An 18,706-nucleotide genomic window follows, 5' to 3' on the forward strand; every position below is an offset into this window, starting at 1 on the left:
AAGATGAAATCGCGTGGCAACACGTTTTGGTTAACAAACGGGAGCAGCATATGCAAATCAGTGTGAACACCGACAAAACCATCGAACGTACAGCAGGCCTGGAAGACCATGTGAAGGAAGTGGTCAAGACTGCACTCCACCGGTTCGGCGAGCACATCGGACGCGTCGACGTCCACCTCAGCGAAGGCAATGCACAGAAGTCCTCTGACGGCGATATCCGCTGCATGATCGAGGCGCGCGTCAACGGCTACCAGCCGATTGCCGTCACCGACCACGACGCAACCCTGCATCAATCCATCCACGGCGCAGCAGACAAGCTGCAACGAGCTATCGATAGCGCATTGGGCCGCCTGAACGATAGCAAACGCCACACCTCGCAACCCAACTTCGAAGAGGCTGAGGAATAACCCTTAGCCCGCGGCGGCCAGGCCTTTCAGGTACCGGATACCTTGCAGGGCACGGCTGCCGTACCAGGACATCATTTCCCCATCGACCAACTGTACCGGCTTGCCGATCTGGCGCTCCAGCGCATCCACGTGTTCTTCCGTGAAGCGATAGGGCTCGGACGACAGCAGCACCTGGTCCACTTCGCGCAGCAGCGCATCGCTCCATTGGAAGATTGGATAGCGCGCGTCCCCGATGTCTGGAATCGACCAGCCGATCAGCGCCAGCATGCGCGCGATATAGGTATCGCGCGACACCGTCATCCACGGGTCTTTCCAGATGCAGTACAGCACGCGTTGCGGACGGCCTTCCTGCACTTGCGCCAGTTCGCGTTCGAACTCGGTGCACCAGGCGTCTGCCCGCTCCTGGGCGCAGAACACACCGCCCATCAACTGCACCAGCGCCAGGTTATCGCGCGGCTCGATCGGATGCGTGACCACGATGTTCGGCACAAACTCCGCCAGCTTGTCGACGGTAGGCTTTTCGTTTTCGTCGATGTTCACCACCAGGTGGGTCGGCGCCAGCTTGCGGATCTTCTCGATGTTCACATCCTTGGTGCCGCCCACCTTCGGGATATCGCGCACCACCTGCGCCGGGTGGATGCAGAAGCCGGTGCGGCCCACCAGTTGCGGCGCCAGGCCCAGTTCGCAAAGAAGCTCGGTAATCGAAGGCACCAGCGAAACGATGCGCGCGTTTGGAGCGGCCCCGTGCTGCTGGCCGAGGATGTCGGTAAAAGTCATGGGCGATATTGAACCACACTTAGGCTATCATTAACACCTGTTGATACCGTAGTAAGAAAGTTCATCTTGAAACCGATTGGCAGCTTCGGCGCATCCGCTTACCAGATCCAGGCCTTGCAATTATTCCGCGGCGCCGACAGCCTGCGCATCGCACCGCTGTTGAAAGACTGCCCGGTGGTGCAGGTCGAACAAGGCGAGGTGGTGGCTGACCCGCAGCGCGCACGCTTGTACATCGTGCTGCGCGGGGCACTGTCGGTGGCGGCAGACATGAGCACCGGCATGTCCGACGGCAGCACCATCAGCAAAGTGCTGCCCGGCGAAAGCGTCGGCGAACAGGCGGTGCTCGACGAAGAAGCCAACCAGGCCGCGATTACCGCGCTGGAGCAAAGTGAATTGCTGGTGATCGAATCGGAACTGGCGTGGGAACTGATCGATGCCGCCAATGGCGTTGCCCGCAACCTGCTGCGCATGCTGTCTTTCCGCATCCGCGCTGCCAATGCGCAATTGCGGCGCCGCCAAAAGCTCGGTGAATTCTATCGCCAGTTATCGATGGTGGATGGACTGACGAGCCTGTATAACCGCGCCTGGCTGAACGACTTCCTGCCACAACTTGTCGCCAGCGCCCAGGCTAGCGGCCAGCCGCTGTCGCTGATCATGCTCGACATCGACCACTTCAAGAAATTCAACGACAGCCACGGCCACCTGCAAGGCGACGAAGCGCTGCGCACCGCCGCACAAGTGCTGACCGGCGCCTTGCGGCCGACCGATTTCGCGGTCCGCTACGGCGGGGAGGAAATGATGGTGGTGCTGCCTGACACCAATGTGCAAGTGGCAGAAGCCGTCGCCGGCCGCCTGTGCCAGCGCATGCGCGAGGCCGTCGTTTTCAGCGACATGCGCCTGCCGCTGCCCCACATCACCAGCTCCTTCGGCGTTGCCGCCTTAAGCAGCGGCCAGGACGAAACCGCCCTCATCGCCGCCGCCGATGCCGCCCTCTACCGCGCCAAGGAATCCGGCCGCAACCGCGTTGAAGTCGCAAAATGAAAGTCGGGGTCAGCTCCGGCAATCGGACATTTGCCTGCGGCAAATGTCCGATTGCCGGAGCTGACCCCGACTTTTGTTATGCCACGTTGCCACTCTGGGATTCGTCGGTCGAGGACGCCTGCCTTTGATTGGTGGCAAAGGCATCCAGGCCTTTCTGCACCAAGTCGTATGTCTTGTCGATATTGGAAGCGATGTCGCCGCCCAGCACTTTCAAGCCCTTCAGGATATCGCGCGCTTCCTTGAAGCCTTTTTCGATGCCGCCCTTGATCGTGTCCATGAAGCGGTTCAGGGCGTCGTCGCCTTCCAGCTCGGAATGCTGTTGCTGGAAAGCGCTGAAGAAAGCGGTCGATAACGATACAATGCGCCCCGCCGTGCCTTCCGGCGAGTTGTCCTGGCCGCTAGCGTTCTGGATCGCATCCGGGCCGAAGTCGGCCTCAAGCTGCTCGTTAATCGAGGTAATTGCCGATTTGTAGACCAGCGCCAGCGGGTCATTTTCGGAATTCAGCGAAACCGAGGCCGATTCCTGCAGGATCGACACGTTTAGCTGCATCTTGGCGCGGGTGGACGCCGAAATGGCCGTGTCATTGCTCGCAGTTGCGGGCGTGGCACGGGTATTGACGGAAATGGGATTTGACACAACAGTCCTCCTTGCCTCAGCATTCGATAACGAGAACCAACATTTGCACCATGAGTAACCATACTTTCCTGTGGCATGACTACGAAACTTTCGGCGCCGTGCCACGCCGCGATCGCCCCGCCCAGTTCGCCGCTATCCGTACCGACGCTGAGCTGAACGAGATCGGCGAGCCAATCATGCTGTTCTGCCAGCCAGCCAACGATTACCTGCCCGACCCGGTCGCCTGCCTGATTACTGGCATTACCCCACAGCAAGCTTTGCAGCAGGGTGTGCCGGAACATCAGTTCGCGGCAACTGTCGAGAAGGCCTTTTCGGAGCCTGGCACCATAGGCGTAGGCTACAACACTATCCGCTTTGACGATGAAGTGACGCGCTTCTTGTTCTGGCGTAACTTGATCGACCCCTATGCGCGCGAATGGCAAAACCAGTGCGGGCGCTGGGATTTGCTGGATGTGGTGCGGATGACTTATGCGCTGCGCCCCGAAGGAATTGAGTGGCCCCTTAATGATAGCGGCAAACCGAGCTTCAAGCTTGAGCATTTGACCAAGGCCAATGGCCTGGTGCACGAGGCGGCGCACGATGCGCTGTCCGACGTGCGCGCCACCATCGCCCTGGCCCGTCTGATCCGCCAGAAGCAGCCGAAGCTGTTTGATTTCTGCCTGGCCTTGCACAAGAAGGACCGGGTCGCCGAGGAGATCGGCATGCACCTGGCGCGCGAGCTGCGCCAGCCGTTCCTGCACGTGTCGGGCATGTTCCCGGCGGAGCGCGGCTGCCTGGCGCTGGTGTGGCCGCTGGCGCCACATCCGTCCAACAAGAATGAATTGCTGGTGTGGGATTGTTCGTATGATCCGCAGGAATTGTTCGCGCTGGATGCGGAGACCATCCGCATCCGCATGTTCACCCGCGCCGATGCCATGCCGGAGGGGATGACGCGTTTGCCGATCAAGAGCATCCACCTGAACAAGTCACCGATGCTGGTGTCGAACCTGAAGACGCTGCGGCCGGAAATGGCTCAGCGCTGGGGCTTGGACCTGGAGGCGGCGCGTGCCCATGCGGCGCGGGCGGCGGCCGGGCCGGACATGTCGGCGATCTGGGAACAGGTGTTCTGGCGTCCGGTCGGCGAGCCGGCGGATGTGGATGAGGATTTGTACGGCGGCTTCGTCAGCAATGGCGACAAGCGCCTGCTGGAATCGCTGCGGCGCGAGCATCCGGCCAAGCTGGCGGCGGCGTCACCGCATTTCCAGGATGAGCGCTTGGGCGAGCTGCTGTTCCGCTACCGCGCACGCAACTTCCCCCAGACTTTGTCGGAGGAGGAGCATGAGCATTGGGAGCAGCATCGCGCGGCGCGCCTGTTCGAGGGCGCCGGCGGGGCACGGACTGTCGATGAATTGTTCTCGGAACTGGATCGCCTGGGGGCGGAGACCGATGAGCGTGGGCAGGAAGTGCTGGCTGCCTTGTACGACTACGTGGAGATGATTGCGCCGGAGCGCTACTGACACCGGTTTACCGGTTTAAGCGCGGTGCACGTTAATCGCGTCGCGCGTCTCCTGCGCCACACGGCGTGCGGCGGCAGCAAAATCCTCCCCACCCTGCGGCGCCGCGTACAGGATCGCTCGCGACGAATTGATCATCATGCCAGTGCCGTTGTAAGTACGTCCTGCCTTGACGGTCGCCTCGATGTCCCCGCCCTGCGCACCGATTCCCGGCACCAGCAGCGGCATATCGCCCACAATTCCGCGCACCTGCGCCAATTCCTCAGGGAAGGTTGCACCAACCACCAGCGCACACTGTCCATTGGCATTCCACTTCTCCGCCACCAGCTTGGCGACGTGCTGGTACAGCGGCTTGCCATCCACCTTCAGGAACTGCAGGTCCGAACCGCCCGCATTCGAGGTACGGCACAGGATGATCACGCCGCGGTCGCTCCACTCCATGTAAGGCTCAACCGAGTCGGAACCCATGTACGGGTTCACGGTCACCGCATCCGCGCCATAGCGGTCGAACGCTTCCCGCGCATACTGCTTGGCGGTGGCGCCGATGTCGCCGCGCTTGGCGTCCAGGATCAGCGGAATATGCGGGTAGTTTTCCTTGGCATAGGCGCAGATCTTTTCGAGCTGGTCTTCGGCGCCCAGGGCCGCGAAGTAGGCGATCTGCGGCTTGAACGAGCATGCCAGGTCGGCGGTGGCGTCGATAATCCCGGTGCAGAACTGGTAGATGCCCTGCGGGTTGTTCTGGAATTGCGCAGGCAGGCGCGCCATGTCCGGATCCAGGCCAACGCACAGCAGGGAATCGTTGGCTGCCCAGGCAGCGGATAATTTTTCGATAAATGTCACAGCGGGCCTCTTTATTCTTTGCGTTGCAAACCCTACATTATAACGGGCCGGGTGTGTGCACTGCCGCACATGGCCGCCGGCCGATTGCGTGTATATTTCGATAATACGTTCCAAGGAGCGAATAATGCGAAACTTTCTGGCAGTGGGTGTGCTGGCAACGGTTCTCTTGTCCGGCTGCGGTTACAACGATTTCCAGGCCAAGGACGAAGCGGTCAAGGCCCAGTGGGGCGAAGTGGTCAATCAGTACCAGCGGCGGGCCGACCTGATCCCGAACCTGGTCAATACCGTCAAGGGCTATGCTTCGCACGAACGCGAAACGCTGGAGGCCGTGACCAGGGCGCGTGCTTCGGCCACCAGTGTGCAGGTGACGCCGGAGGTGCTGAATAATCCGGGCGCCCTGCAAAAATTCCAGCAAGCGCAGGGCGAGTTGACCAACGCCCTGTCGCGCCTGATGGTGGTGGCAGAAAAATATCCCGAGTTGAAGGCCGATGCCAGTTTCCGCGACCTGCAATCGCAACTCGAAGGCACCGAGAACCGCATCACCGTGGCGCGCCAGCGCTATATCGCCTCGGTGCAGGAGTTCAATATCCTGGCGCGGCGCTTCCCGACCAACCTGACGGCGAAGATGTTCGGCTATGACGTGAAGCCTAGCTTCACCGTCGAAAACGAGAAATCCATTTCAACCGCTCCAACGGTGGACTTCAACAAGAAGTAAGGAGTCGCAATGGCGACCACGCCACGGCAAACGCGCGGAGGCGGTAAGGCTTCCAGGCGCGACGAGGATCGATTGAGCGATCCGCTGATCGATCGCGACCTGGCGCGGCGCACGGGCGGGCTGCCTGAGCATGCCCAGCGCTGGCGCATCCTGCCGGGTTCGCCATGGCTGAGGGTCGTGATCGGGCTGGCGATCCTCGCCCTGCTGGCGCTGGTCGTGACCGGGGCACGGGCGGCCGATGGCTTTGTCGCAGTGCCGGCGCAAGCGGCCCGCGTTACCGACCAGGCGGGCATGCTGAATGCGCAGCAGCGCACGGCCCTTGACGCCACACTGGCGGACTACGAGCGTCGGACCGGAAGCCAGGTTGCCATCCTGCTGCTGCCATCAACCGCGCCGGAAGCAATCGAGCAGTACAGCCTTCGGGTGGCAGAGGCCTGGAAGCTGGGGCGCAAGGGCATCGACGACGGCGTGCTGCTGGTTGTGGCGAAAGATAATCCCTCCTCGCTGCGCCGCCTGCGCATTGAAGCCGGTCGCGGCGTGCAAGGCTCGCTGACGGATGCGCAATCAAAACGCATTTTGCAGGATGTGATCGCACCCCGGTTTCGCCAGGGCGATTTCTATGGCGGGCTGGCGGCTGGCGTCAGCGCGATCACCGCGCTGATGGACAAGGAGCATTTCCCGGCTCCCGCCGGTGCCGCGCCCGCTGCCAGTGCAACAGCAGCAGGCAGTCCGGCATCGGGCGGCGTGGCGGGCATGGCGGATGCGGCGGGTGCCGGCGCAATTGCATCCACCGGCCCTGCGCGCGATACCGGCGACACGGCGCGCGGCACCCCGGCAGGTGCCGGCCACGCCGACAGCGGCTGGTCCGGCAGCTGGTTGTTGCCGGCCCTGCTGTTTGGGGCCTTCGTCATCCTGCCGATCTTGCGCGGCGGTTCGCGGCGAGGCTTGCGGCGCGGCGGTTGGGGCTCGGACGCGACAGGCGTCCTGCTTGGTGCAGCGCTGGGCAATGCCTTGAGCGCAGCGGCGCACCGCGGCAGCGCTGGCAGCAGCTGGGGCGGTGGCGGCTTCGGTGGTGGCGACAGCGGGGGTGGCTTCAGCGGTGGCGGCGGTACCTTCGATGGCGGTGGCGCTTCGGGAGACTGGTAATGACAAGCCAAGCAACATCGTTCTTCGGCCGCTGCAAACGTGCCTGGCGCCATATGGCAAGCGGCACCGGCGCCGGCAAGCGCGCCTTCCCTCCGGCCACGCTGCAGGCAATCGAACAGGCGATCACGCTTGGCGAACAACGCCACCGCGCCGAGGTGCGCCTGATCGTGGAGCCGGGGCTCGATGCCCGCTCTGCCTTCAATAACCTCGGCAACCGCCAGCGCGCCCGCGCCCTGTTTGCGCAATACGGCGTTTGGGATACCGAGGAAAACTGCGGCGTCCTCATATACATCAATCTCGCCGCGCGTGAAGTGGACATCGTGGCCGACCGCCATGTCGGCAGGCTGGTGGCCGACACCGAATGGCAAGTCATCTGCCGCACCATGACCACCGGTTTCGCACAGGGCGACTTCCACGCCCCTACCCTGTCCGCGCTGGAGCAGCTCAACACGCTGCTGGCGCGCCACTACCCTGCCGACGGCAGCCGCCCCAACCAACTGCCCAACGACGCGGTCATCCTCTAAAATAAGCTTCCTAACCGAACAGCGGAAGCGATATGAAATTAACAAATAAAGTAGCCATCGTCACCGGCGCGACCCAGGGCATCGGCCTGGCTTGCGCCCAGCGCCTCATTACCGAAGGGGCCAAGGTCATGCTGGTGGACATCAAGCCGGAAGGCGCCCAGGCTGCCGAGGCCCTGGGTGACCAGGCCCGCTTCTTCGCCGCAGACGTCAGCCAGAAAGCCGACGTGGACGCACTGGTCGCTGCTACCCTGGCCGCGTTTGGCCGCATCGACATCCTGGTCAACAACGCCGGCGTGACCCACAAGTGCAGCTTCCTCGACCTGGCCGAAGCCGATTTCGACCGTGTGCTTGGCATTAACCTGAAATCCATGTTCCTGTGCGGCCAGGCGGTGGCGCGGGAAATGGTCAAGCAGCAAAGCGGTTGTATTATTAATATGTCAAGCGTGAACTCGGAACTGGCAATCCCGGACCAGGTGCCCTATGTGGTGTCGAAAGGCGGCGTCAACCAACTGACCAAGGTCATGTCGCTGAACCTGGCGCCGTATGGTATTCGCGTCAACGGGATTGGCCCCGGCACCATCCTGACCGAACTGGCGAAACAGGCGGTCCTGGCCAGCCCGGAAGCCAAACGCACCATTTTGTCGCGCACTCCTTTGGGGCGTTGCGGTGAGCCGGAAGAGGTCGCTTCGATATGCGCTTTCCTCGCTAGCGACGATGCCAGTTACATGACCGGACAGACACTTTTCGTTGATGGCGGCCGCATGGCGCTGAACTACGTTGTACCAGTTAAAGAATAGTTATACGAAATCTGAATAACGATTATCGAAAAGGAAAATTGGACTGATATGTGGCGGTGCACCATAATTGCACATGTCTCCACTATTCTCCTCCAAGAAAATAGTTTAAGCCCGCTTTAACCAGCGGGCTTTTTTTTTGGAGCAATTACTCCGTGTCGGCGTAGATATACAGGTCGCCCTTGCCGAGCACCTTGGCGCCCTTGCCCGTCGCCCCCTTCAATGCGGCGTTGAGCGCCGGGTCCTTCCTCGCGTCCAGGCTCGAACCCAGCACTTTGCCGTCCCAGGTATACACCTGTTGCCATTCGCATTGGGCGCAATTGCCGCCATTGCTCATCATGATGACGATGAACTTTTCCTTGGACGGGGTCTCGGCACAGATGGCGTCGCTCAAGCGCTCGGGGATAACGGGATAGGCTTCGCCCGGCTCGAGCGGAGCCGGCTTGAAGGCCTGGCTGCCCAGTTCGCGCCCGGTGGCGGCATCGCTGATGCTCAGGCGCTGCCTGGTGCAGGACAGGCCGGGAATGCCATCCTGCTGGAAGCACTCGCCTTTCAGTTCAACTTTGCGGTCCGCGCATTGCATGGCAGCGCTGCGCTTGAGCAGCGGTACTTTCGCTGCCGCCGATGCGGTTTGTGCCAGGCCGGCGGCCACCAGGAGTCCGACAAATACAGGGATATTTTTCATGATAGTTAAAATATAGGCAATTTTTCCGGACGGAATTATAGCGCTCATCGCGGTATCGGGCCGCGCCATTCCCGGCTACACTGTCGAGACCTGCCAATCCTGGGAGAACGCGGTGGCCACCCTGCTGGATAGGATGAAGTTATGGCAACGTTTTCTATTGCTGGGAATAATGGGCGTGCTGCTGGTCGCACCGCCATCCTGCCTGTTCCTGCGCGAGAACAGCCGCAATATTCACTTTTCCTCCACCGAGCAGACTGGACTCAAACCCGGCGCCCAGGCACTCGACCTCCTGCAAAGCATCCAGCAGCACCGCGGCCTGTCGGCAGCCTTCGTCGGCGCCGGCCAGTTGGCCAGTGAGCGCAGCGCCAAGGAGGCCGAAGTCAATCGCCTGCTGCTGGGCATGTCCTCCTTGCTGGCCGAGGGCGATGGAGCGGACCGCAAAATGTTTGCCCGCATCCGCGACGAATGGAGCGCCCTGGCGCGCGACGTCAGCACGCGCAGCCTGGCCACCGTGGAGAGCTATGAGCGTCACACTGCGCTGTGCGAATTCATCCTGCTCTTCATTGAACAATTGGCTGACCAGTCCGGCCTGTCGCTCGATCCCGATGCCGATTCCTACTACCTGATGCGGGCCACGTATTTCGACTTGCCGCGCGTTGCCGAAGACCTGGGGCAGATGCGCGCGCGCGGCGCCGGCTTCCTGGCAACGCGCAAGATCGATATCGAAGGCCGCGCCATCATGTATAGCCTGCTCAGCAAGGCGCGCCATGCCAGTGCCGGCATGCAGCGCACCGTCGGCAAGGCGTATGCCGCCAATCCCGTGTTGAAGCAGAAGCTCGACGTCGCCGTCGCTGCCGCCACCGCTGCCGCCGCCGAAGTCACCGAACTGGCACGCACGCGCATCGTCATGGCCGACACGCTGGACTATGCAGCGCCCGATTACATCGCCGCCGCCACCCGCGCCATTGACCAGCAATTCAGCGCCGACGATGCAGCCTTCGCGCTGCTGACGGAGCACATCGCACAGCGTTTGCAGCAGCAGGATGAAACTCGCAAACTGCTGGCCGGCGCCATCGTCGGCATCGCCACGCTGGCGATCCTGGTCGGCTACGCGATCAGCCACCACCTGATTTACCAGATCGGCGGCGAGCCATCGGAAGTATGCGAGGTACTGCGGCAAGTCGCACAGGGCGACCTCACGCAGCGCATGCAGTTGCACCGGGAAGACAGGCGCAGCCTGGCCTATATGGTGCAGGACATGGCACAACGCCTGCACGCGACCGTGACCAGTGTGCGCCAGTCGGCCGATGCACTGGCCAATGCGGCGGCACAGGCCAGCGCCACTGCGCAGGCATTAAGCACCAGTTCGACCGAGCAGGCCGCCAGCGTGGAGCAGACCAGCGCCTCCATCGAAGAAATGAGCGCCTCGATTTTCCAGAACCACGAGAACTCGCGCGTCACCGACGACATGGCGGCACGCGTTGCCGGATATGCGGATGAAGGCGGCGACGCAGTGGCGCGCACCGTGACGGCAATGCAGCAGATCACCAGGGAAATCGCGATCATCGACGATATCGCCTACCAGACCAACCTGCTGGCACTGAACGCCGCCATCGAAGCCGCGCGCGCCGGCGAACATGGCAAGGGCTTCGCGGTAGTGGCGGCGGAAGTGCGCAAGCTGGCGGAACGCAGCCAGGCCGCGGCGCAGGAAATCAGCGGCGTCGCACAGAACAGCGTGGCCGTGGCCAACCAGGCCGGCAAGCTGCTGAAGGAAATCGTGCCCGGCATCCGCAAGACCTCCGAACTGGTACAGGAAATCAACGCGGCGTCGCGCGAGCAAAGCAGCGGCGCCAGCCAGATCAGCGAGGCGATCAACCAACTGAGCGACGCCACCCAGCGCAATGCCGCAGCGGCCGAACAGTTGGCCGCCACCGCCGAAGAGCTGGCGGGCCAGGCCGATTCTTTGCTCGATGCTGTTGCTTTCTTCAAAGTTTGAACGAAGCTTGATTTATGTCATGGTGCTGTCACACCCAATCCCTATAATGGCTACATCTGCTGCACACGCAAGCGATATGCGTGGCAGCGGAAGGTGCGCCGGCCCTGTGCCGGCGCAACCGCTTCCGTGGTATCTTCCCACCCATGCAAAAATTCCTGACCCTGCTGTTCCTCAGCGACGCCCACGCACGCTGGCGTTTCTGGGGCGCCATCACCCTTTTCGTCCTTAACTGCATCATTGGATCGATTCCCGGCGCGCGCGCCGAAGCGGCCGAATACGCCAGCGGCCTGGTGCTGCATAGCTGCGGCTATTCGGTGCTGGCTTTCATGCTGTTCACCGGCTGCCAGGGCGAGCCGGCGCAGCGCGCGCTGAAGGCCGTGTTCGGCATTGCCATCATGGGCGCGATCGATGAGTTCGTTCAATCCTTCTTCCCCTACCGCCACGGCTCGGTCGACGACTGGCTGGTCGACATGGCTGCCGCGATCATTGCGTCGACGGTGATGTGGGCCTTGTGGAGCCTGCGCAAGCGCCCTGCCGCTTGACGTGCGTCGGCCGGTAACGGAACGGGGTACACTTCCCCGGCGCGCAGACCTAACGTGGGCTTCTTATGGAGGATGTATGAAACTTTCCGTAATCATGCTGGTGAGCCTGGCCCTGGCGGGCTGCGCCCATGACAGCAGCAGGAAAACCGCCAGCATGGATGAAAACACCAGCACCAGCACATCGGTAGCCAGCGCTTCCGAAGGCAGCCAGGCAGCCGGCAACTGGGATGGCGTGGTGCAGTCGATCGACCCGGCGGGTTCAATGTCGGCAAGCGGGGCGGTTGGCGCAGCAGCGGCCGGCAGCGGCAGCGGTTACCGTGTCACCGTGAAAAAGGCGGATGGCTCCGTCGAGACCATCAATGTCGACAGCATGCCCAGCTACCGCGTGGGCGACAACGTCCGCTACAACAATGGCTCCTTGAGCACCAGCCCGAAATATTAATAGACCTTCTCGACCTGGTAGCCGTGCTGGCGCAGCAAGGCCGGCACGCCTTTGTCACCGACCAGGTGCAGCAGGCCGATGCCGATGAAGGCGTCGCCTTTGCGCATGATCGCTTCAATATTGGCTGCCATTTCCGGATTGCGCTTACCCAGCAAAGTGCTGTCCATGAAGCGGGCGGACACCGTGTCGCCCGTGGTCAACTCGCGTGTCAGCGCTGCGATGCGTTTGGCATCGGCAGCACTCCATGCTTCCACCAGGCCGGCGGATTTGCGCAGCGCTGCGCCGCTGTCAATATCGGCGATATTCTCCAGCAGGTAGGCTTCCTGTTGGGCGTCGCTCAGTGAACCGAACAGGCTGAGCTGGTAATCGGCCGTCTCCAGTTCCTGCAAGGGTTTCTTCTGCTGCGTTGCATTGCTCAGCAAATAGCCTTCCACGCCAAGACCGCGGTTAAAGCCGCTCTTTTCAATCTCCTGTCCGACCAGGATATTCGCCACCACCCATGGCCGGTAGTGCTCGACGCTGGACAGCGGCAGCTTGACCTTGTCCAGCGCTACCTGCAGCCTGGCCAGCGCGCCCGCCGACAAATGCTCGCGGATGGTTTGCCCGGCCGGGTATTGGCCATGGCGTTCCAGCGCGCGGTAGTAAGGACCGCTGGCGCGCACATCGAGTTCCAGCACCAGCGAGCTGGACTTGGCCAGCGCTTCGGTGACTTCAGGCTCGAGCGGGAAAAAGTCCTGTTTGCCCACGTGGATGGTGCCGAACAGGTAAGAAGTTTTGCCTGCGTGATGCACGCGGTACAGCGTGCCGCGACGCGGCACGTCGTTGACCTGCATGGCATCGGCGGGCGCGGCGGAATTCGCCGGCGGGATACTCATATCCATGGTGTGTGCCGACAGGGAAAATGACAATGCAGTCAGGAAGACAAGCTTGCGGAACATGGCATCTTTTCATGGGATGCCTGTGTCGCAGCCAGGCATGGGCTGAAGGCTTCCGGTGCGAAAGCCTTGTTGCCCATGGTAAGGTTATTTACTGCCGTAAAGCAATACTCGTTTCGCCAACAATGTCGACAATTACTTCGCCAACTCCACCAGCACCGCGGTATACATTTCCAGATTGAGAAGTAATTGTTTTTCCGTTATGAACTCGTGCTCGGAGTGGCCGCTGTAGACCTTGCCCGGCATGGTTGGGCCAAAGCTGACTGCGCGCGGGAACAGGCGCGAATTGGTGCCGCCGCCAATGGCAATCGGTTGCGGGTCCTTGATGCCGGTGTAGTGGGAGAACACCTTCATCAGGGTTGGCAATTGCGGCGCCTTGTCCTGCACCCAAGGCTCGCCAATCTGCGCTGCCAGGGTGGCACGCGGCTGGTTTTCCGCCTTCCAGGCGTCGAAGGCCTGGTTGATTTCCGCCGTCAGCTGGGCTGTTGTTTTTCCGCGCGGGCGGCGCAGGTTGATACCCAACACCAGCCCGTTGTCGGTCGACTTCAGGGTAGTCGGCGATACGGTCATCGGCCCCATGAAGTCGTCGCTATAGGCAATCTTGCCGAACTTCTCACCCTGCAGCCCGGTGCCGATCATGTCGTTGACGAAATCGACCATCATGCCGGCCTGGCTGGCGCCCCAATGCTGCACGTCCAGCGCATCGGCCAGCATGGCGATGGCATTTACGCCATCTTGCGGTTTCGAGGAGTGGGCAGCGAGGCCTTTGGCGGTGACGGTCAGGCGCGTGCCCTGCCGCGCGTACTGGTAGCTCATGCCCTTCTGCTGGGCGGCGCGGGTGCGGATCGCCGTTTCCAGCGCGGCGTCGGCATTGTCGATCACGGCGCGCGCATCTTCGGGAATCTGGCTGTCGAAGAAACCGCCGGTGAAACTGGCCACCAAAGGCCCGCTGCCCGGCGCCGAAGCGAAGTTCGGCAAGGTCACGCGCACGCCGCCCCAGCCCTTCTCCGCCGTCACTGCCGGATATTCGGCGTCGATGGTGATATTGGTTTGCGGTGGCGTATGGGTCTTGAGGAAGGCTTCCAGCGGCGCCCAGTCCGATTCCTCGGCCATGTAGATATACAGTTCAATGCGTTTTTTCAGCGGCACATTGCGGTCCTTGATCGCCTTCATCGCGTACATGGCGGTGGCAATCGGGCCCTTGTCGTCTTCGGTGCCGCGTCCCAGCAGCAGGCCAGGCTCGCTGGTGCGATCGAGCTTGAACGGCGACTGCTTCCACTTGCCCGGATCAACCGGCTGCACATCGCCGTGGGTAATCACGCCGACGCGTTCCTTGGCCTCTCCCAGGCCGACCACCATGATGTAGCCATGGTCGGCAAAGTCCAGCCCCAGGCGTCTTGCCTCGTCCTTGATGAAGCGCTTGAAGCCGATGTGCTGCGGGTTCTTTTCGAACGGCACCTTCTCGTCGGCCACGGTATTGAAGCTGACCATGCTGGCCAGGCTGTCGATCACCTTTTCGCCGTAGGCCTGGCGGGCATGGCGCGCGGCTGCGGTGGCGTCGTTGCTGAGGGGAGTTGCGGCATGGGCAGTGGCAAAGGCCAGCGTGGTGGCTAGTGCAAGTCTCTTGATCATTATGCTATTGGTAGTTGGACAGGATTTTGTTGATGGCGCCTTCGCGCACCAACTGGGTAATGGCGGCATCGACTTCCGCCAGGGCCACACGGCCCTTTTCCGAAACGGCGCAGCGTGTGTAATAACTGCGCACCACCAGCGGTTCATGGACGTTGACCTTTTCGCCCTTGTGCAGCTGGTAATCGTAAAACGTTTTGATGGTAGCGACATGGCGCAAGCGGCCTGCCGCCAGTTTGCGCAGGTTGGCCAGGTTGGAATGCGCATCGGCGCGCACAAAGCCGGTGCCCATGGCCTTTTCCATTTCGGGATACTGGAATCCCAGCACGGTGCCAATTGGCTGGCCCCACAGGTCAAGCAGGCTTTGCGGCTGCGCCACGGTCAGCGAAGTGATGACCATTTCAGTCTGCGGCATGAAGGCTTGGGTCCAGCCGAAATGCCCCTGCAGCCATTCCGGCAGGTACATGCAAATGACGTCGCCCTGCCCTGCTTCGAGCGCCATCGAGATGCGCTTGCGCGGCAACGCGAGCGTAACGGCGGTGCGGCCCATTCTTTGCGCCAGCGCCTCGGCCAGGTCCTTGTGGATGCCGCCAGCGACTTCGCCATTGCGAATGTCGGCCAGCGGCATCTCGGTGCCGGTATCGACCAGCATGACCACTTTCTCTGCGCGTGCCGAAGCTGCAGTCAAGAGGGCGAACATGATGGCGGAAATGGCTTTCATTTGGAAATATTAACCCACCAGCAGGCTTTTTGTTTCAGTGCTATCCTGCTGCGCAATGAAACAAGAGCACCACATCACCCCCGCCATGATCCTGCTGCTGGCTGTCGCCAGCGGCCTGATAGTCGCCAACCTGTACTACGCCCAGCCCCTGGTGGGGCCGATCAGCCGGGCCACCGGGATCGATCCCGGCGCTGCCGGCTTGATCGTCACGCTGACGCAGGTCGGCTACTGCCTTGGCCTGGCTTTCATCGTGCCCTTGGGCGACCTGCTGGAAAACCGCCGCCTGACCATTACCCTGCTGGGCGCAACGGCCGTTTCGCTGCTGGCTGCGGCGATGGCTGGCAATGCAGCGACCTTCCTCGCCGCCGCCTTCTTCATCGGGCTTTGTTCCGCCGCTGCCCAGGTGCTGGTGCCGTTTGCGGCGCACATGTCGGCGCCCGAACACCGCGGCCAGACCGTAGGCACTGTGATGAGTGGCCTGCTGCTTGGCATTATGCTGGCGCGGCCCGTCTCGAGCCTGGTCACCGACGCACTGGGCTGGCATGCGATCTTCTTCATCTCCACCGCCGCCATCGCCGCGCTGGCCGTGGTCCTGCATGTACGCCTGCCGCAGCGGGTGCCGGAAGGCGGCTACCGCTATGGCGGCCTGCTGGCCTCCATGTGGACGCTGCTGCGCACCACGCCGGTACTGCGCCGCCGGGCGGCCTACCAGGCATGCATGTTCGGCGCCTTCAGCCTGTTCTGGACCACGGTGCCGCTGGTGCTGGCCAGCCCGGCCTTCAATCTTTCGCAGACCGGCATTGCGATTTTCGCGCTGCTTGGCGTGGCAGGCGCGATCGCCTCGCCGATCGCCGGCCGGCGCGCCGACCAGGGCAAGAGCCGCTCGACCACCTTGATGGCGCTGCTGGCCGCCGCGGCGGCTTTCGGCGCGCCCTTGCTGCTGCATGGCGGGCGCGAATTCACGCTGGTGCTGCTGGTGCTGTGCGGGATCGTGCTGGACATGGGCGCTTCGGGCAACCTGGTGGTCGGCCAGCGCGCCATTTTTGCGCTCGGCGCGGAAATGCGCAGCCGCCTGAATGGCCTGTATATCTCGATCTTCTTTGCCGGCGGCGCCTTCGGCTCATGGCTGGGCGGCTGGACCTGGGCCCACCATGGCTGGAACGGGGTGCTGGTGGCGGGTCTGCTGTTCCCGCTGCTGGCGCTGGTCTTTTTCGCGACGGAACGCAGCGATCAATGAGCCCACATGCGGAACTCGCCCTGCATCTGCACGTTGCCGTTGATATTGACGCTGCCAAGGTTGCCGGTAACGGCGGCATTGGGATCGTTCTGCACGCTCATTGATTCGAAGCCGAAGTTTGTGTAGCGCATTTGCGACGGCAGCGTAATGGCGATGTAGTCGCCGTTGCCGTCCGGGCGGTTTTTCACGTTCAAGCCGATCGCGAACATGTCGACCGTGCCGCGTACATTGCGCAGCACGATGTAGCGCGGCTGGCCGCCGTCGTGAAAGCCCAGCGACAGGCGGCTGTCGGTCACGGCGCCAACCAGGGTCGGGTCGTTCAGCACCACGTGGGCGGCGAAGTTGATGCCGTCGCGGGCGCTGACGCCGGACAGTTCGCTGTCGTCAAGCGGCTGGGGCGGCGCGGCCTGCAGCCAGGCCGGGAGCAACAGCAATAGCGCGGCAAGTCTCTTCATTGGCGGAATTTGATATCAAGGTAGTTGATCTGGATATTGCCGATGCGCGATGAGCCCAGGTCCACATTCCCGCTGGGCGCCGTAAAACTGATCTTGCCGATTTCAATGCCGCCACTGGCCGCCTGGCCGGTACCGTACTGCGCGTCGGGCGCACCGATGCCGATGTGCAGGCGCGGCCCGTTTTCGTCGGCCAGCGCGTTGACCAGCGCAGGCTGGCGCGCCACGTCGGCAAACACCCAGGGCTGGCCGGTGAAGTTGCCGTTTTCGTCGGTGGCGCCGATGCGGATGTTATCGAGCGCCATCTGCCCGGCCATGTTGGCGCGGCCGTTCGGGCGCAGCGCCCATTGGCCGACGTCCATGCGCAGCGCTACGCCGAGCGCCAGGCCGTCCTGCGTGCGCGGGGTGGAGAATTGCCAGCCCCCGCCGTACAGGGCAAGGTCGCTCACCACGATGGAGCCACCGTCGCGGTCGATGCCGTCGGCGTTGACGCCGAAGTCGTAGGCGAGCTGCCATTTCTGTTCGCCGTTGAGGTTTTGCGGCAGGTTGAACTGCGCGATATCGGCCAGGCCATTGGTACTGCGCACGACGTCGAAGCGGTAGGGATCGGAGAACGGCGTGGCGCTGTCGCTGCGCGATGCGCTGGGATTGCCGGCCCAGATACTGGCGCCGTCCGGGCGCGTGTAGCTCACGCGCAGGTCGCCGTTCATCGAAAAGCCGTTCAGGTCGAAGCTGACGCCGTCGCGTCCCCGCACGTCGGACAGCGCGCTGTCGTTCAGGGGGCGCAAGCCGTCGGCCAGCGCCAGCGCCGGCGCCAGCGTCAGCGCGACGCACGCGGCCAGCAGGGAGCGGCGCGCGCTTTGCATCAGCGCCCCGCCGGCACGGTTGGCGCGGCAAGCGTGACCGCCGGCGCCACGGGAGCCGGCACCTGCACCGCAGGCAGGTTGGTGAGCGACACCAGCTTGTCGCGCCAATTGAGCCAGACGCCCGACTGCGCGGCATCGGGCATCTGCGTGGTGCCGCTGGGCGCCTGGAACTGCACGCCCGACTTCAGCACCGAAATCCAGAAATCGCGGCTCGGCCCAGTGGCATCGCCCGCGCGCACGCCGACCAGGGAGCTGGCGCCGTCCCAGCGCTTGCCGCCACCCGCATCGGTATGCGAATCGATGGTGGCCGGCTGGCCGTTTGCATCGGTGCCGCTGACCAGCAGCGAACCGGACAGGCTGTTCAGCTTCAGGCCCACATCGCCCTTGATGCTGTCGAAGCCCATGCGCATGCCCACCACTTCGCGCGGCGCGCCGGCGTCGCCAGTGTTGCGGTACACGACTTCGAAATACGGATTGGTGATCGACACCCTGCTGCCGTTCTGGCCGAACTGCAGTGCCGGCATGTCGATATCGGCGCCGGTTCCTTCGCGCGCAGGAAACCGGTAATCGCCCAGGCGGATATTGCGCAAGCCCGCATTCAATTCCACGTCCGCATCGAGCGCGATGCGCGTGAAGTCGAAGCCGCCCAGCGTGCTGTTGCTCACTGCCAGCAAGCCCTGCCCGCGTGCGCGCGACAGGTCGTCGTCGCTCATGGGCCGCAGTTGCGCCGCAGCCGGCGCGCAGAAAAAGACGGCCGCCAGGGCGGCCGCAAAGAGACGGGATTCCATCATCAGGACATTCGCAGAGCGGCCGCTCCCACGGCCGCC

Annotated in this window: 21 protein-coding genes; 11 read left to right on the forward strand and 10 right to left on the reverse strand. The window is 62.8% G+C overall.

The genetic code is table 11. The features are described 5' to 3' along the window. Positions 1-50: 50 nt before the first annotated feature. On the forward strand, positions 51-407 hold the full coding sequence (locus tag ASD58_RS13010; protein ID WP_057261594.1) for an HPF/RaiA family ribosome-associated protein: 357 nt from the start codon (positions 51-53) through the stop codon (positions 405-407). A gap of 3 nt (positions 408-410) precedes the next feature. Here the strand turns inward: ASD58_RS13010 and ASD58_RS13015 are convergent, their stop codons facing one another. Further along, positions 411-1,184: a helical backbone metal receptor gene (locus tag ASD58_RS13015; RefSeq protein WP_057261595.1), complete on the reverse strand. Its 774-nt coding sequence runs from the start codon at positions 1,182-1,184 to the stop codon at positions 411-413. A gap of 66 nt (positions 1,185-1,250) precedes the next feature. Here ASD58_RS13015 and ASD58_RS13020 point away from each other — a divergent pair, with 66 nt between their 5' ends. Beyond that, positions 1,251-2,225 carry a GGDEF domain-containing protein gene (locus ASD58_RS13020; protein WP_057261596.1) on the forward strand — a complete coding sequence of 325 codons (975 nt, stop codon included), beginning with the start codon at positions 1,251-1,253 and terminating at the stop codon, positions 2,223-2,225. A 76-nt stretch (positions 2,226-2,301) separates the two neighbouring features. On the opposite strand, the gene ASD58_RS13025 is transcribed toward ASD58_RS13020, so the two are convergent. Continuing rightward, on the reverse strand, positions 2,302-2,862 hold the full coding sequence (locus tag ASD58_RS13025) for a DUF5610 domain-containing protein (RefSeq protein WP_057261597.1): 561 nt from the start codon (positions 2,860-2,862) through the stop codon (positions 2,302-2,304). Between the two features lie 50 nt (positions 2,863-2,912). Between ASD58_RS13025 and sbcB the strand changes: the two genes are divergently transcribed. Then, the gene (sbcB, locus tag ASD58_RS13030) at positions 2,913-4,358 is read left to right on the forward strand and encodes an exodeoxyribonuclease I (protein WP_057261598.1); all 1,446 of its coding nucleotides are present in this window, start codon (positions 2,913-2,915) and stop codon (positions 4,356-4,358) included. A 15-nt stretch (positions 4,359-4,373) separates the two neighbouring features. On the opposite strand, the gene pyrF is transcribed toward sbcB, so the two are convergent. Beyond that, positions 4,374-5,195: an orotidine-5'-phosphate decarboxylase gene (pyrF, locus tag ASD58_RS13035; RefSeq protein WP_057261599.1), complete on the reverse strand. Its 822-nt coding sequence runs from the start codon at positions 5,193-5,195 to the stop codon at positions 4,374-4,376. Between the two features lie 124 nt (positions 5,196-5,319). Here pyrF and ASD58_RS13040 point away from each other — a divergent pair, with 124 nt between their 5' ends. Genes ASD58_RS13040 through ASD58_RS13055 form a run of 4 tightly spaced genes read left to right on the forward strand, consistent with a single transcriptional unit; the run spans position 5,320 to position 8,377 of the window. Further along, positions 5,320-5,910 carry a LemA family protein gene (locus tag ASD58_RS13040; RefSeq protein WP_057261600.1) on the forward strand — a complete coding sequence of 197 codons (591 nt, stop codon included), beginning with the start codon at positions 5,320-5,322 and terminating at the stop codon, positions 5,908-5,910. A gap of 9 nt (positions 5,911-5,919) precedes the next feature. Further along, a complete protein-coding gene (locus tag ASD58_RS13045) occupies positions 5,920-7,056 on the forward strand; it encodes a YgcG family protein (RefSeq protein ID WP_082565387.1) in 1,137 nt (378 codons plus the stop codon). After that, the gene (locus ASD58_RS13050) at positions 7,056-7,580 is read left to right on the forward strand and encodes a TPM domain-containing protein (protein ID WP_057261601.1); all 525 of its coding nucleotides are present in this window, start codon (positions 7,056-7,058) and stop codon (positions 7,578-7,580) included. Before ASD58_RS13045 ends, ASD58_RS13050 begins: the two co-directional genes overlap by 1 nt. Positions 7,581-7,612: 32 nt before the next feature. Beyond that, positions 7,613-8,377, forward strand: a complete 765-nt coding sequence (locus ASD58_RS13055; RefSeq protein WP_057261602.1) for an SDR family NAD(P)-dependent oxidoreductase — start codon at positions 7,613-7,615, stop codon at positions 8,375-8,377. A 145-nt stretch (positions 8,378-8,522) separates the two neighbouring features. On the opposite strand, the gene ASD58_RS13060 is transcribed toward ASD58_RS13055, so the two are convergent. Next, complete coding sequence (locus ASD58_RS13060; protein ID WP_057261603.1) at positions 8,523-9,059, reverse strand: hypothetical protein; 537 nt, start codon at positions 9,057-9,059, stop codon at positions 8,523-8,525. A 133-nt stretch (positions 9,060-9,192) separates the two neighbouring features. Between ASD58_RS13060 and ASD58_RS13065 the strand changes: the two genes are divergently transcribed. From ASD58_RS13065 to ASD58_RS13075, 3 genes are all read left to right on the forward strand, one after another. Continuing rightward, positions 9,193-11,055 carry a methyl-accepting chemotaxis protein gene (locus ASD58_RS13065; protein WP_082565388.1) on the forward strand — a complete coding sequence of 621 codons (1,863 nt, stop codon included), beginning with the start codon at positions 9,193-9,195 and terminating at the stop codon, positions 11,053-11,055. A gap of 80 nt (positions 11,056-11,135) precedes the next feature. After that, the gene (locus ASD58_RS13070; RefSeq protein ID WP_229209973.1) at positions 11,136-11,597 is read left to right on the forward strand and encodes a VanZ family protein; all 462 of its coding nucleotides are present in this window, start codon (positions 11,136-11,138) and stop codon (positions 11,595-11,597) included. A gap of 76 nt (positions 11,598-11,673) precedes the next feature. Further along, on the forward strand, positions 11,674-12,039 hold the full coding sequence (locus ASD58_RS13075) for a hypothetical protein (protein ID WP_057261606.1): 366 nt from the start codon (positions 11,674-11,676) through the stop codon (positions 12,037-12,039). Here the strand turns inward: ASD58_RS13075 and ASD58_RS13080 are convergent. The 3 genes from ASD58_RS13080 to ASD58_RS13090 all read right to left on the reverse strand — a co-directional run bounded on the left by ASD58_RS13080 (position 12,036) and on the right by ASD58_RS13090 (position 15,324). Continuing rightward, positions 12,036-12,977, reverse strand: a complete 942-nt coding sequence (locus tag ASD58_RS13080; protein WP_082565389.1) for a TraB/GumN family protein — start codon at positions 12,975-12,977, stop codon at positions 12,036-12,038. The two genes, ASD58_RS13075 and ASD58_RS13080, sit on opposite strands and share 4 nt — an antisense overlap. A 132-nt stretch (positions 12,978-13,109) precedes the next feature. Further along, complete coding sequence (locus ASD58_RS13085; protein WP_082565390.1) at positions 13,110-14,606, reverse strand: dipeptidase; 1,497 nt, start codon at positions 14,604-14,606, stop codon at positions 13,110-13,112. 4 nt (positions 14,607-14,610) lie between these two features. Then, a complete protein-coding gene (locus tag ASD58_RS13090) occupies positions 14,611-15,324 on the reverse strand; it encodes an ABC transporter substrate-binding protein (RefSeq protein WP_057261607.1) in 714 nt (237 codons plus the stop codon). A gap of 55 nt (positions 15,325-15,379) precedes the next feature. Between ASD58_RS13090 and ASD58_RS13095 the strand changes: the two genes are divergently transcribed. Next, positions 15,380-16,561, forward strand: coding sequence for an MFS transporter (locus ASD58_RS13095; RefSeq protein WP_057261608.1), 1,182 nt, complete (start codon positions 15,380-15,382; stop codon positions 16,559-16,561). Here the strand turns inward: ASD58_RS13095 and ASD58_RS13100 are convergent. From ASD58_RS13100 to ASD58_RS13110, 3 genes are read right to left on the reverse strand one after another with little or no spacing between them, the layout of a single operon-like run. Then, a complete protein-coding gene (locus ASD58_RS13100) occupies positions 16,555-17,016 on the reverse strand; it encodes a hypothetical protein (RefSeq protein ID WP_057261609.1) in 462 nt (153 codons plus the stop codon). The genes ASD58_RS13095 and ASD58_RS13100 overlap by 7 nt on opposite strands. Beyond that, a complete protein-coding gene (locus ASD58_RS13105) occupies positions 17,013-17,879 on the reverse strand; it encodes a DUF6160 family protein (protein ID WP_057261610.1) in 867 nt (288 codons plus the stop codon). Before ASD58_RS13105 ends, ASD58_RS13100 begins: the two co-directional genes overlap by 4 nt. After that, positions 17,879-18,670 (reverse strand): hypothetical protein, encoded by a 792-nt coding sequence (locus ASD58_RS13110; protein ID WP_200951604.1) that lies wholly within the window; start codon positions 18,668-18,670, stop codon positions 17,879-17,881. Before ASD58_RS13110 ends, ASD58_RS13105 begins: the two co-directional genes overlap by 1 nt. Between the last annotated feature and the right edge of the window lie 36 nt (positions 18,671-18,706).

It is taken from the genome of Duganella sp. Root1480D1, assembly GCF_001427305.1.
Classification (GTDB): Bacteria; Pseudomonadota; Gammaproteobacteria; order Burkholderiales; family Burkholderiaceae_D; genus Rugamonas.

Coding starts and splice junctions, on each gene's coding strand:
- ASD58_RS13010 (WP_057261594.1), top strand. CDS start 51: ATGCAAATCAGTGTGAACACCGACAAAACCATCGAACGTACAGCAGGC.
- ASD58_RS13080 (WP_082565389.1), bottom strand. CDS start 12,977: ATGTTCCGCAAGCTTGTCTTCCTGACTGCATTGTCATTTTCCCTGTCG.
- ASD58_RS13100 (WP_057261609.1), bottom strand. CDS start 17,016: ATGAAGAGACTTGCCGCGCTATTGCTGTTGCTCCCGGCCTGGCTGCAG.
- ASD58_RS13015 (WP_057261595.1), bottom strand. CDS start 1,184: ATGACTTTTACCGACATCCTCGGCCAGCAGCACGGGGCCGCTCCAAAC.
- sbcB (WP_057261598.1), top strand. CDS start 2,913: ATGAGTAACCATACTTTCCTGTGGCATGACTACGAAACTTTCGGCGCC.
- ASD58_RS13050 (WP_057261601.1), top strand. CDS start 7,056: ATGACAAGCCAAGCAACATCGTTCTTCGGCCGCTGCAAACGTGCCTGG.
- ASD58_RS13105 (WP_057261610.1), bottom strand. CDS start 17,879: ATGCAAAGCGCGCGCCGCTCCCTGCTGGCCGCGTGCGTCGCGCTGACG.
- ASD58_RS13090 (WP_057261607.1), bottom strand. CDS start 15,324: ATGAAAGCCATTTCCGCCATCATGTTCGCCCTCTTGACTGCAGCTTCG.
- ASD58_RS13060 (WP_057261603.1), bottom strand. CDS start 9,059: ATGAAAAATATCCCTGTATTTGTCGGACTCCTGGTGGCCGCCGGCCTG.
- ASD58_RS13055 (WP_057261602.1), top strand. CDS start 7,613: ATGAAATTAACAAATAAAGTAGCCATCGTCACCGGCGCGACCCAGGGC.
- ASD58_RS13075 (WP_057261606.1), top strand. CDS start 11,674: ATGAAACTTTCCGTAATCATGCTGGTGAGCCTGGCCCTGGCGGGCTGC.
- ASD58_RS13040 (WP_057261600.1), top strand. CDS start 5,320: ATGCGAAACTTTCTGGCAGTGGGTGTGCTGGCAACGGTTCTCTTGTCC.
- ASD58_RS13065 (WP_082565388.1), top strand. CDS start 9,193: ATGAAGTTATGGCAACGTTTTCTATTGCTGGGAATAATGGGCGTGCTG.
- ASD58_RS13110 (WP_200951604.1), bottom strand. CDS start 18,670: ATGATGGAATCCCGTCTCTTTGCGGCCGCCCTGGCGGCCGTCTTTTTC.
- ASD58_RS13085 (WP_082565390.1), bottom strand. CDS start 14,606: ATGATCAAGAGACTTGCACTAGCCACCACGCTGGCCTTTGCCACTGCC.
- ASD58_RS13045 (WP_082565387.1), top strand. CDS start 5,920: ATGGCGACCACGCCACGGCAAACGCGCGGAGGCGGTAAGGCTTCCAGG.
- ASD58_RS13095 (WP_057261608.1), top strand. CDS start 15,380: ATGAAACAAGAGCACCACATCACCCCCGCCATGATCCTGCTGCTGGCT.